We start from the raw sequence: 13,948 nt of genomic DNA on the forward strand, positions 1-13,948 counted from the left end.
CTCGTCAATCTAACTCTCCAGTCCACCCAGTTTTGCATGAGCTTCCACCTCCGTAACTTAAAATGCTTGAGGGGCGTATAACCATGCTAAAGTTGCTAAGCTCTAGCAGGAGCTACCTGCTATATTTGAACCTGGATTATATTTTACTAAAGATTAAGCCTTAAATGTAGCTTATATATTTAAAGAAAGCAATTTTGTTTCTGCTTTCTTTTTTCTTTAATTCATTTCTATTTCTTTCGACTTTTTCCTACTCTTTCGATAGTTCATCACATCATTATTACCCCAGCAATTCTCATACTTAAAACCAGTAAGATCTTCTACTACTTTCTTAGTTTTTGGGGTAACTTCTCTCATTGAACCACCATTACGTAATCTCTTAATTTCATTCAAAATAATCGTATGATTTTCAACATTTAATTTACAAATATAAGAAAAAGCAATCCCTAACAATAATAAGCAAATCGGAACAGCGATGTATAAAATCATCAATGCATTTACTGTTGTAGCTGACTGAATCTTTGCGCCTGGTTTAAATCCAGTAACTTGCAAAACAACACCTACAATTAAAGTGAACAGAGAATCTAAAACTGTATCTAAAGTTGTATTAATACCTGCAAATTCACCTTCTCGACGCTTCGAAGTTACCATCTCGTCAATATCTGGTATAAAGGTAAAAATATATTGCGAGGAATTAACAACCCCTGTAATACCGAAATTCAACGCAATCATTGCCACGATCCACCATAAACTTAAATGCGCTGGTCTAAAGATAGCTAAGCATCCGATGAACAAAAAGACAGCAATTCCGGCCCAGGCACCAATACGATATGAGAGCATCCCATTCGTTTTGCTCTGTAGCCACATAAAAAATAGTAGAAACAAAATACCAAAGAAGAAACCAACACTAGTCGAAACTGCAACATCAGATGGCGTTAATAACAATACAAAAATAATAAAGTAAGTATTAATATCACCACGAATTGTTCTAAAAAGTTCCTCGCTTTGCCACATCAAGACATAAGTCCAATAAGACCTATTTTTAATTGCACTAAAGAAATTCCAAAAAATATTGACTAATCTTTCCCATAATACTAGCTTATTATTTTCAAGAATAGTTGATTCATCCACTGGTCTTTCATAAACAGAATTATAGAAAATAATCAACATGATGGTACCGATAATGTCATAGATAATTGCTGCAATTACAAAACTTTTTAGATTATTTTGACCACAAAGTTTAAAAATCCAAGCAATGAATAAAGAACCAAAGATACCAGCAATTGCACTACCTGCTTGATTAAAGCCAACTAATTGTGCTCTTTGCCCGGAACTTTCTGACATTTCTGAAGTCAAAGTTAATTGAGAAGTAGAAAGCATTGGTGTTACAAGAAAATACAACATAAAGAAAATGAAATAAAATGGCGTTGTTAACCCTGGTATCCACATCACAATATAAGTGATTGCCTTAAGGGGTATGCCAATCAAAAACATTGATTGGCGTCTGCCATGCTTTCGACCAAATTTTGTTTGATATAAACGATCCGAAAAATAGCCATAAATTGGTGTAACAATCGTACCAATGATCTTTGCTGTTGTAAACATCAAAGTTACGGTAACAATTGGAACTTTCAAAAATGTTGTGTAGTAATACATTAACCATGTTGTAACCAATGTCATCATGATATTAGACATTTGAAATGCTGAAAATCCTAATTTTCGCCACATAGGAATTTTTTCATTTTCTCCACCCGTCGCTAATTCATCTAGCCTATTCTTATTATTCATCTTCTTTACACTCCTCTCCTAGTTGGATTGCGTCATACATTAAATATCCATCAGTAGTAAAACTAATAGTATTAACTTGATTTTGTTTTAGTTGATCATAAGTAATCGGCACTGTTATCAGATGATATCTTCCACTCTTTAAGGCAGAACGATATGCAGCCCGATCATTTTCAAATCTTTCAGAAAAAATCTTTTTTCCATTTAAATTGATATTAATCAGGACCCCATTTCCTTGATCCATTTGTTTTTGCGTTGCTCCCGCTAACGCAAGCTTAAGTACTAAATTTTTATTAGATAAATTATTAGAAGGAAATTCAATATTCCATTTCCCACTATCATTTTGGAGATAATACCAATCATCATTTTGATCAATCCGATATGTTAAATTATTAGGCACTAATTCTTGCCAAACATAATTACGCAGCTGATCACTATACTTAAATCCATCAGTTGTGTGCGAAGGATAACCAATTTGCCAAATAGATTTTGTAGATGGATGAATTTGAAATTCTCCTAAATCAATCTTTCTTTGATTGATTGAAATATCTTTTATCAATAAATGTTCATCAAGATCTGTACCATCTAAAGCGTAAGCATATAAGGAATAGCTATCTGGTCGAATATTTTTTAACCTAAATTTTCCATTTTTATCTGTCTCAACATAATAGGTATTAGAATTTTGTTGCTCGATAAATATCTTTTTATCCTTAGGATTACTAATCAAAATAATTTCATATTTTTTAGAAACAGCTGAACCAATCTGACCAATAACATTGCTTAATTCTAACGGATAATCTAGATCATCCAACCAGGAATATGGCCAAGCCTGTTTTTCTTTCTTGCTTCTTTTTACTACATCTTCAAATGAACCATTATTTAAATATAGACACCATGGTCCATACATTTTCTTAAAGTCAGTTGGCAGAACATTCAGTCCTTTACCAAAATGTTCACTAAATAAGTAATTCAAGATTAATCCATCATAATGAATCATAAGATCTTGATTTAACGGGCCTGAACCATAAAAAGATTTATCTGGTGTAATTAGCCATGCACCGAAATTATCTCCTGCTTGTCCCCAGAAATCTGTATCTTTATAGTACCCAGCATAATCATATTTGGAATAAATCTGACTGTTTGAAAACAAAGCTCCTCGCTTCATCCTATAAGTTTCATCTTGGAGTTTTTTACCTCTCAGCATTTCCTTTGATGAAGGTTGTCTGCCGAATCGAACTCCATTTGTACTCCAACTAAACAAGCCTTGATTGAACCGATAAACGGTTCTTAATTCGTTTACTTTCAAGGGATGATCAGTATTGTTCCATGCCTTAACATACGAATAAATGCCAGAATCGTTATTTTTCAAAATAATATGATATTCAATTCCAAGTTCACTTTTCGAATCAATAAACGCCACATGAATCATCTGATCACTATTTTTAATAGTTTTTATTTGATCAATATGCATATGTCTTGTTTTTCCATCGATATGATAATCACAATAAAAACTACGATTTTTATCTGGATCATGAGGTTCACCTGTTAAGCCCTCTAAGACATTTTTTCCTTTATACAGGAGCTTTGTGACATAGCCTTGTTTAGTGAAAGTTATTTGTACTTCATTATTGCTTAAAGATAATTCTTTATTACTATCTTCTCTATGCACTTTTAATTTAGATAACATGGCTCTTTCTCCTAATATAAAAGCCAAACATAATATGCTTGGCTTTTATATATAATTAAAATATTACTTTATAAAACATGATGTCTTTCCTGTCCAGGAGTTGTTTGAAACATCTTTTTATACTGTTGAATAAAGTAAGAAATATTCGAGTAGCCAACTAACGAGGCTATTTCATCAATACTAATCTCTGGCTTAAAATCTACCAGTGTCTTAGCCATTCTCAAGCGAAAACGTGTTAAATATTCCATTGGAGTAACCTCAACTTCGGCTTTAAATAATCTTACAGTGTGAGGGATAGAATAACCACTAAGTGATGCAAGCATCTCATTACTTATTTTTTCTTGATAATGAAGCCTAATGTACTCAATAATTTTATTGACTATTTTACTTTGCGAAAAATCTAATTCATTAATATAGGCATTACGCTTTAAATACATCAAAAATGTATAAATTAAGGTAGATTGTTCTAAGGAAGATAAATAATCATACGTTGTAAATGACTTGTAATTATTCTCAATAAAATTCTCCAGATTTTTATCGAGATCCTGATAAATTTGAAATTCATTTAAATCAAGAAATGATGCCATGGAATCAATCATTGTTCCTTCAAAAGTTAAAAATGACGTTATCCAAATTTGATCTGTATCAGGATAGCAAGAATAGGGAGTATATGGTCTCATTAGAAAACCTTGATGGGGAGATAATTTTATTACTTTTTGACCGATTTTTATAAAACCAGTACCTTTATCTGTTTGAAGCCAATGATAATATCTGAATCCATGAGGACGATAAACTTTATGTTGTACCCACTTTAATCCGATATCATAAAACTTTAGTGGATATTCGCTTTCTGAAGAATTGAATTTTATACTCATCTTATTTACGCTTTTCATCTATAGTTACAATTTAATTGTAGCATAAGATGTATTCGCTTACATTCCATTCAAAAAAGAAGTCTCTAATATCATCACCTAATCGAGGAATAAATTCATGTCCATACTCTGGAGCCAAATAAATCTTCTTTTTAGACGTAATCCGATTAAAAGCAGCCATTTGTGTTTCAGGAGGAACCTGTTCATCCGAACCACCCATTTCCCACAATACTTGAGCTTTTATTTTATCAGCAAAGAATTTAACATCGATATAATCTAAAAGATTAAATAGATCTTTTTCTTTTTTATGAAGAGGATCGCGATAATGAAACCAATAAGATAGTTCGCCAAATGCCGTGGTTGGTCCATACTGATATGCTTTTCGATAGTCTGATAAAAATGGATACGCAACTTGAACCTTATAAATTTCCGGAACTAAACCTGCACATGCTAATGCTAAACCTCCACCTTGAGAAATTCCTTTAATGAATATTTTCTTTTCATCAACATGAGTCATATTCATGAGAATGCTTGCAGCTTGGTAAGTATCTAAAAACTGGCGATAAAAATATAATTTCTCTGGATTCCACTCTTCAACGCCACGTATAATTAGTCCATTCATAATATCCCCTTTTACAGAAACATTATCCTCAGATAAACCTCCTTGTCCGCGGCAATCTAAAGCAAGAACAATAAATCCTTCAGCTGCCCAACCAACTTTATCTTCAAAATCACCTGCACTACAATGATAACCATGAAAGTACAATAGTCCAGGATGCTTACCAGTTAATTTTTTAGGCACAATTAGCTGAGCATGAATTTTGGCTCCACCGATTCCATAAAAATATAAATGATAAAAATCTACAATATTTGAAGGCTCACTTACTTTTTGCAGTTCATAATCAAAACCTATTTCGTCTACTTTTCTTTTCCCTTGATTCCAAATCTTGTCAAAATCTTTTGGTCTTTCACCGACTCCCTTATAATTTTTATACTTATCTAAATTAGTTAACATAATCATTTCCTTTCACTCAGAAAGGTATTTCCTACATTTTTAGCAAATTCAACAAATTTTTCTGGCCAATTTGTTACGCAAGGAACAATATCGTGACCACTTTTATGGGCTGTTTCAATAGTCCCCAAGCTTAATCCATGACCACCTTCTGGATAAATGGTCAAAGCAAATTTAACATCATTTTGTTTCAAAGCATTCGCAAACATTAAGCTATTATTTACAGGTACAACATCATCTGTTGCTGTATGCCAAATGAAACTTGGTGGGGTAAATCTATCTACATGCAACTCTAAAGATACTTCATTTAAATACTCAATTTCATTTGCTTTGTCTTTACCTAGCAAATTAACAATTGATCCACGGTGAGCATACTTACCTGCTGTAATTACAGGGTAACCAAGCAATAATCCATTAGGTTTAATTTCTTCGGCTTGATAACCATATTTTTGCAGAAAATCAGTATGCCAATAAACTCCTAAGCTAGCCGCCAAATGACCTCCAGCAGAAAATCCCGCTACCCAAATAGCATCTGGATCAATATGAAATTCTTTAGCATTTTTTCTAACATATTCTATTGCAGTGCTTAGTTCAGTTAAGGCTATTGGAAAATGGGCTGGCGTTAGGCTATAGTTCAATACAAAAGACTGAAATCCATAAGACATCATCTTAATTGCAATTGGCTCACCTTCTCGATCAGCAATTTCTTCATAGCCACCACCTAGGCAAATAATAATTGCTGGTCTCTTCCTGCCTTGAGCACATTTCTCTGTGTTTTGAATATAGCAATCTAATACTGCTTTTTCAGAAAGTGGTGAGTTTATTTTTTGTGAAAAATATCTCATTTTATCTCTTCTCTATTCTTTATTAGTCTTATTAACCACCTTTAATTTTGCGGATACTTTCTCTAATTCTTTTTTACTTAATGGATACCAGAAAGTTAAGATCAAAGCACCAATCATTAATAAAACAAATGGAACTAATGTTGCCAAAGCGTAAATTCCTCTTAGAACCTCTGGTGATTGTGTCAAACTACCAGTTGTTGATGCCTTATAACCAATTGCTGTCAAAATTGCACCACTAAAGAATGAATTCAAAGTTTGTGCAACTTTACGTCCAAACATATTTACACTATAAATAGTCCCGTCTTCACGCATCCCTGAAACATATTGATGGTAGTCAATAACGTCAGTCATAAAGGCCCAAGTCATAATATTAAACATAGAGAAACATAATGTAGTAAAGAAACTCAAAACTAAGTAAAGCCATACATTATGGATTTGCATAATGTAAACAACTAAATACAAAATTGACGACATAAATAAGGCAATTGAAACAATCTTTTTCTTACCAAATTTTGAAGCTAATGGTTTTGCAAAGAATGAAAGAACAATAGTATTGGCATAGTTAAACAATAATGCAATTGATAAAGCTTGCTTACTTTGGAAGTAAGTTGAAAACATATAAGTAGTTAAGAATGATGAAAAACTCGTTGATAAAACAATGACAATTTCTGCTGCTAAGAATGAAATTAGTGCACGGTCCTTAAATAATGAAGCGGCTAGTTTTCCACCCTTAACAGGATTTTTATGTTCAACCACAACTCTTTCAGTAGTTAAGGTGTACATAATTGTGTAGCAGATCATTGCTAATAAAAAACAACCAATAGCACAGTAGAATAAACGAGTACCAGATAAAATTTGCTGTCCTGTCTTAGAGGTCGTATAAACAAGATATGGTAAAACAAATCCTGTACCACCAGCACCAATAGCAGAACCTACACTACGATAAATTGAAAGAGACGTTCTATCATCTGGATCAGAACTAATAGCAGCAGCTAAAGATCCATAAGGGATATTAAATGCAGACAAACAAGCAATATAGAAAATACTTGCACATGAAATATATGTAATCTTTGCTCCCATTGACCAACTTTGAATAAACGGCATATAGATTAGCAAAACTGACAATCCTAATGCCCACTTCATTGATTTAATCCAAGGATGGAAACGACCTTTCTTTCCTAAATGACGCTTATCTGCCATTCTACCAACTGCTAAATCAGTAAATGCACCAACAATTGTTGTAACCGATAAGATTGTCCCGCTAATAACCGGCGAAATTCCCAAAACGTTAGTAAAGTAAATTGATTCAAATGAGGCTAAAATACCCATTAAAAAGGTAGTACCTACATCACCAAAAGCGTAACCAATCTTATCTCTTAAACCAAACTTAGGTATTGGCTTCCCACCATTAACTTTTACCGCCAACGGCTGTTGATCACTCATTGCATCCATCTTTATGTCCTCTCTTTCTGAATTTAAAAATTTTATATGCATACGGTTCAAACTTATGTAATCCTACACTTATTTCTTCATTATTTTCGTTAAATATTTTTTCTTTACCTATTCGAATATCCCTACCTTTATCAGACATATTGGCAATAAATATATATACGAAATCATCATTTTCTCGCTCATATTTATAAATACCATCGTCCATTTGTTCAATACTTTGTTCAATATTTGGTTTAATATATTTATCAATTACATAGTCCCAAAAACAACTTTTCATACAGTTTTCTGGCATTCCACCTATGTAGACTACATTTTTGTTTTGATATGTAATTGATCGGTTTCCAGCAACTGGTGCAATCGTTTTTACATCTTTCATTTCATGATCGGTATCAAATAAAGTAACTAAACCACTAAATCTATCCTCTTTTTTATCTATTTGAACTCTAGCCGCAGTTTTATCTTCACTAGAAAGATATTGGACAACATTTTTTACACCTAGCCAGATTCCTAATTGACCTAATCCATTATCATTATTATGCCAATTTCCTTCAACCGTTCTATCTCCTGTTAAAGGTCCTAAAATTAATTCACCTCCGTTCTCAGAAAAGTACTTAAATTTATTTAATAAATCTTGGTCAACTGACCGAATATACGGAGCAATAATGCAATTAAACTCACTAAAATCAGCATTTGGTTGAATTACTTCAACTGATATTCCACGTCTTGTAATTGCTTCATATACTTCCGTAAACGTTGGACGATATTGATATATTCCACCCGATTCTGTATTCATCTTACGTTTAGTTTCATCAGAATAAATTATTGCTACTTTTGCTTTTCGAACCGTAGTTTCTTTTAATATTGGTTTTATTCTGTTTAAAATCTGTTCACCTTTTAAGACATCCTCATAACCAAGATCTGGTGTTCCTGCTTGTGTAACAACTGCGCTGTGCGTTTGTTCAACACCAACACGTTGCCCACGATAAGGCCAATACAAAATCGAATTTAACCCTGCTGCATATCCTAAAAATACCTCTACAGGTAAATATCCTTTAGAGTAAGGTGGAACATAATTACCTATATATCCAACATGTGAAGTACACGTTTCTAGCAAATAAAAGTTACTAGTATCTTTTACATTTCTAAACAAATCAAGATTAATTGGAAAGTTCCAGTATTGATCAAACCTTGGATAAGTATCGTAGCCTGCGATATCCAGCTGATTAAATAATTCAAAGTTATTCAAGTTAAAGTTCATCGACGAATTATGAGTTATTGGAATTTTTGTATTATCAATTAATATTTGAATTATTCCGGAAGCAAAATCATTAACTGTATCAGCAGTAAAATCAGCAAAAGCATTTTCTAATCCGGTATTATGAGTAAATGGCGTTTTAGTCGGCATTACTACCGAATCGAAATTAGGATATCTTTCACTCCATAAATTTGTTCCCCAAGACTTGTTTAGATTTTCAATTATTCCGTATTTTTCTTTTAACCATCTCGGCCATAATTTCTTACACGATTCACAAAAACACTGGTCTACATGACATTTAAATTCATTATCAATTTGAATAGCAACAATGTTGTCAAAATCATTAGCAACTGCTGCAATTTTTTTTAGTTAGTTGATAAACTTTTTTTCTAAAAACCAAATTATTCGTACAAACATGTTGTCTTGATCCATGTTCATCAACTTGACCATCTTTATTAACCACTCGTGCTTCAGGATAATGTAATGTAAACCATCTTGGAGGCGTTGGGGAAGGGATTCCCAAGATCACTTTAAGATGATGTCTCTTTAATTTCTCTAATAAGTTTCGAAGATATTCCATATCATAGTGGTTTTCTTCTGGTTCTAATTTACTCCAGAAAAACTCACCAATTCGAACCGTATTAAAACCAATTTTTTCCATATGGTCCATATCTTCTTCATTGATTTCATCACTCCATACTTCAGGATAAATTGAGGCCCCATATAAGTATTGGGAATGATTAGGTTTTATAAATTTACGATATAACCAAGTAGAAATAAAATTTTCAAATAATTGTTGCTTTATACCTGACTTGATTTGCTGTTCATTATCTCTATATTTAACGGGTTCTAAATCACTCTGTTTTCTGACATCGCTTAAATACCATGAATTAAGAAAACTGTATACATCTAAAACCGGTAATCTATTTTTCCAGGCTAGATTATGAATAGCCATTCCATCGGAATCTTTATCGAAATAATTTCGATAATAATTAAAATAACGATACTCTGTTGCGAGAGCGACTTTAACTTTTTTCTTCAAGAAATAACTAACTTGAGCTTTTATCTCACCTTTTACATATTCTGGGTTAAATAAATGACCTAATCCTAGGATAACAACATCATCTTGATTAATATCAGTTTGCTTCCATTTGTCACCTTTATACGTTAAACTCTTTATTTCAAAATTACTTGAGGGAGAAAATTTTTGTTTAATTAGATTCGAAATATGCGATGGATTTATCACAATATTGTCATTGTTCTGAATAAAATACAGTTTCAAATTTTTCTCTCCTTTCTCAAAAAAATTTTTTAGTGTTCAATTATCATTGATATCTTTTGTATCAAAGCGCTTTCATTGATATCTATGGTTATTATCTATCATATTGATTCATATAAATACCAGAACTTAATCAAATAAATGTTGTGATTTGATCATTTTTATATTTACAATTTCTTTTAACCGCATAATAAAAAAGCTAAGCATCCCGCAAAAAACAGCGGTAAGCTTAGCTTTTTTCTATCAAAGTTTCTAACTAAATAAGTTTTAATAATTATATACTAATAATTTGATTATCCTCAACTTCGGTTAAACTCTTAAATTCCACTTTTGATGCTATATTCTTCGTTATTACCACAAATACAAGCATATCATATGTTTTAGAAAGTTTTCCAAAATCAACCTTTACCATCGGTGTTCCCGCTTTTACTCTTTCTCCTTGATTATGTTCTAATATCTTAAACCCTTTACCTTTTGCATTAACAGTATCTATACCAATATGTACCAATACTTCTAATCCAGAATCACTTTCTATGCCAAAAGCATGTCCTGTAGGATATAAAGCCTTTATCTTTCCTGTTATTGGTGCATTTACAATATCACTAATTTTATTAGTTTTTATAGCGATTGTTTTTCCCATTATTTGCTGTGCAAACAAAGGATCAGAAACAGTTTCTAAATTAACTATTTTACCAGCTAATGGAGTAATAATTTCATTATTCTTAATATCCAAACTATTCGATTTATTAAGCAATTTCTTGAATAAATTCATCATCCTAAAACATCACCATTACTATCAATTACTTTTTTATACCAATAAAAACTATCTTTTTTATATCTATTTAAAGATCCATTACCGGCATCATCTTGATCAACGTAAATAACGCCATATCTTTTTTTCATTTCCATTGAACCGCAAGAAATTAAATCAATAATTCCCCACATTGTATATCCAAAAACTGGAACTCCATCTTTAATCGCTTCCTTGATAGCACTAATATGCTTTTTCAAGTAATCAATTCTATATGGATCATGTATTGAGTCATCTTTTTCTAATCTATCAACTGCCCCTAGTCCATTTTCTGCAATAAAAATAGGTTTTTGATACCTGTCATAAACTTGATTTAAAGTAGTTCTAAGTCCAACAGGATCCATCTGCCATCCCCATTCACTAGTCTCTAAATATGGGTTTTTATTTGCAACAATAAGATTACCATCCGTTTTTTCCCAATTATTGTCTGTGGTAGACACTTGTGAAAAATAATATGAGAATGAAACAAAATCAACAGTATTTTGTTTTAATATATTTTTATCCTCAGGTTTCATTTTAATTTTTATATTTTTTGAGGCAAAATATCTGTCCATATATTTTGGATATTCTCCTCGTGACATTATATCTAAATAGAACCAATTACTATATTGTTCATCTTGCAAACTTTGTAAAACATCCTCTGGCTTACATGTTGCTGGATAAGATGAAAATCTAGCAATCATTGCACCAACTTTACTATTTGGCAACATTTCGTGTGCCATTTTCACTGTCAAAGCATTTGCAATAAACTGGTGATGAAGAGATTGAAATATTTTTTCATCACTATTTGGATCATCCTGAACTACACATACCCCATTATATGGATTAAAACGACCGCAATTAATCTCGTTAAAAGGCAACCAATAGTCAACAACGTCACCTAGTTCTTTAAATAAGGTATGAGCATATTTTAAATAAAAGTCAATTAATTTCCTATTAGTCCAACCTCCATACTTAGTAATCAAATGAACGGGAATATTATAATGTAAAATTGTCACAAAAACTTTAATTCCTTTATCATGACAATATTGAAACATATCATGATAATATTGAATACCAGCTTTATTTGGTTCTTCATCATCTCCATTTGGATATATTCTAGACCAATCAATAGATGTTCGAAAAATTTTTAAATCCATTTCCGCAAAAAGATCAATATCAGTCTTCCAACGATGATAGAAATCAATCCCTCTTCTAAACGGATACATTTTATCATTTGTATCCTTTAATGCTGTATCAAATCTCTTCTGATACATTCGTCTATTCTTAAAATCTTTTCTTTCTTCGGTAGACCAACTAGGATCAAAATATCGTAAATCTTGTGAATCTATACCTTTTCCACCATCATGGAAGCCACCTTCAGCTTGCGAACATGAAATAGCTCCACCCCATAAAAAATTTTCTGGAAAACTTTCCTTTTCTGTTACTTTCATTTGCTTTTTCCTTTCTAATCTATTTTATTCAATTCTCTTTCTTAGTCTTAAAATTAAATATCAACTGAATAAGAAATCCAGCTAACCATGATACTGCAACAGCAATCAACGTCATTAAAAGATTATTTCCTTTATCGACATATGTAGCTATTGATGTAATACCAGGCATAGCAAATGCAAAAGTCTTAACACCTAACGTTGCAGCAACACAACCTCCAATTGCACCACCAATCATAGATGACCATAAAGGTTTTTTATATGGAACATCAATACCATAAAGAGCTGGTTCAGTAATACCTAATATAGCAAGCAAGCCAGTAGAAGTCGCCGCAGACTTATCAATTCCTTTTTTCATTTTTAATGATGCTGCTAATGTTGCTCCTGAAATAGCTAAATTACTAAAAAAGAAATTAGGCAACATAAAATCATAGTGAAGAATATTCAGATTACTTAATTCAACTGCACTCCAACCTTTAATACCAAAAATAACTGTTAAAGGTAAAATTCCGCAGAAGAATGCACCAGCTACTGGTGCAGAAAATGCATATAATTTGGTTACTGCGCTAGTTAATCCAACAGCAATGTAATTTCCTAAAGGTGCCAATAGTATTAAAGCAATAGGTGTAGTAATTAAAAAAGCTATCATACCAGTAAATACTATCTGTATTTTTCTCGGCATCCATCTATTAATCCAGCGATAAACATAAGCAAATACCCATACTGAAAGTAATACCGGAAAAATTGAGGCTTTATAATTAAAGAAAGGGACAGTCAATCCCCACATTCCAATACCTGTTCCTGGTTTAGTGGATCCATTTACTATTGTTGGATACATTAAAACTCCGGCCATCATTAGACCATAATATCCACTAACCTTGAATCTCTTTGCTGCTGCATATCCGATAAGAAATGGCAGAAAATAGAATGGTGCATCTGCAACGATATTTAACACTTGGATAAAAGGATCTTTTATAGACATTAATTTCAACGCAACGAGTGTTGCAGATAATCCTTTTAACATACCACCAGCAATAATAGCGTTTAACGATGGTGTAACAATTGCCGCTAAGGTATTCAATAATTTTGTAATTGGATTTTTACTTTTGGAGTTAGCATTTTTGGTAGCTATGGCGACGATATCATCCTCATTTGATTCTTTTTTTACTTGGTCGTCTTCATTTGGATCTACTTCTGCATGTTGCTCAATACCAGCTACTTTACAAAAAGTCTCATATATTTGATCTACGCCTGGTCCTATTACAACTTGAACTTGTTTTCCCAATACTTGGACAGTAAGCACACCGTTTATCTTTTTTATCTCATCTACTTTGACTTTAGATAAATCTCGTACATTCAGTCTTAATCTCGTAATACAATGATACGCTTCAGCAATATTAGACTTACCACCCACAAATTTTAATATCTCTTTACACATTTGTTCGTCTTTCATAACGATGGCCCTTTCTAATGCTATTTAATAATATCTTTTTCCTCTTATGCATTTATTATTTCATTTTCAG

Annotated in this window: 11 protein-coding genes; all 11 read right to left on the reverse strand. The window is 32.2% G+C overall.

Annotated features, from left to right (window positions below):
- Positions 1-216: 216 nt before the first annotated feature.
- The 11 genes from AB5359_RS04995 to AB5359_RS05045 all read right to left on the reverse strand — a co-directional run bounded on the left by AB5359_RS04995 (position 217) and on the right by AB5359_RS05045 (position 13,878).
- The gene (locus tag AB5359_RS04995) at positions 217-1,785 is read right to left on the reverse strand and encodes an MFS transporter (protein ID WP_368287197.1); all 1,569 of its coding nucleotides are present in this window, start codon (positions 1,783-1,785) and stop codon (positions 217-219) included.
- Positions 1,778-3,469: a polysaccharide lyase family protein gene (locus tag AB5359_RS05000; protein WP_048686076.1), complete on the reverse strand. Its 1,692-nt coding sequence runs from the start codon at positions 3,467-3,469 to the stop codon at positions 1,778-1,780. Before AB5359_RS05000 ends, AB5359_RS04995 begins: the two co-directional genes overlap by 8 nt.
- A gap of 68 nt (positions 3,470-3,537) precedes the next feature.
- Positions 3,538-4,344, reverse strand: a complete 807-nt coding sequence (locus tag AB5359_RS05005) for an AraC family transcriptional regulator (protein WP_035429835.1) — start codon at positions 4,342-4,344, stop codon at positions 3,538-3,540.
- 31 nt (positions 4,345-4,375) lie between these two features.
- The gene (locus AB5359_RS05010; RefSeq protein WP_065425539.1) at positions 4,376-5,356 is read right to left on the reverse strand and encodes an acetylxylan esterase; all 981 of its coding nucleotides are present in this window, start codon (positions 5,354-5,356) and stop codon (positions 4,376-4,378) included.
- A 2-nt stretch (positions 5,357-5,358) separates the two neighbouring features.
- Positions 5,359-6,198, reverse strand: a complete 840-nt coding sequence (locus AB5359_RS05015) for an alpha/beta hydrolase (protein WP_368280004.1) — start codon at positions 6,196-6,198, stop codon at positions 5,359-5,361.
- A gap of 12 nt (positions 6,199-6,210) precedes the next feature.
- Positions 6,211-7,650, reverse strand: a complete 1,440-nt coding sequence (locus AB5359_RS05020; protein WP_231589386.1) for an MFS transporter — start codon at positions 7,648-7,650, stop codon at positions 6,211-6,213.
- Positions 7,634-9,265 carry a beta-galactosidase gene (locus tag AB5359_RS05025; protein ID WP_368287198.1) on the reverse strand — a complete coding sequence of 544 codons (1,632 nt, stop codon included), beginning with the start codon at positions 9,263-9,265 and terminating at the stop codon, positions 7,634-7,636. The genes AB5359_RS05020 and AB5359_RS05025 overlap by 17 nt, the downstream gene beginning before the upstream one ends.
- Complete coding sequence (locus AB5359_RS05030) at positions 9,249-10,187, reverse strand: beta-galactosidase (protein WP_368280002.1); 939 nt, start codon at positions 10,185-10,187, stop codon at positions 9,249-9,251. The genes AB5359_RS05025 and AB5359_RS05030 overlap by 17 nt, the downstream gene beginning before the upstream one ends.
- 271 nt (positions 10,188-10,458) lie before the next feature.
- Complete coding sequence (locus AB5359_RS05035; RefSeq protein WP_161800335.1) at positions 10,459-10,917, reverse strand: PTS glucose transporter subunit IIA; 459 nt, start codon at positions 10,915-10,917, stop codon at positions 10,459-10,461.
- Between the two features lie 38 nt (positions 10,918-10,955).
- A complete protein-coding gene (locus AB5359_RS05040) occupies positions 10,956-12,428 on the reverse strand; it encodes a family 1 glycosylhydrolase (protein WP_048686085.1) in 1,473 nt (490 codons plus the stop codon).
- Positions 12,429-12,456: 28 nt separating this feature from the next.
- Positions 12,457-13,878, reverse strand: a complete 1,422-nt coding sequence (locus tag AB5359_RS05045; RefSeq protein ID WP_077410183.1) for a PTS transporter subunit EIIC — start codon at positions 13,876-13,878, stop codon at positions 12,457-12,459.
- Positions 13,879-13,948 lie beyond the last annotated feature (70 nt).

Origin of the sequence: Lactobacillus sp. RTP31084st1_F9_RTP31084_210423 (genome assembly GCF_040919545.1) — a bacterium.
GTDB lineage: Bacteria > Bacillota > Bacilli > Lactobacillales > Lactobacillaceae > Lactobacillus > Lactobacillus paragasseri.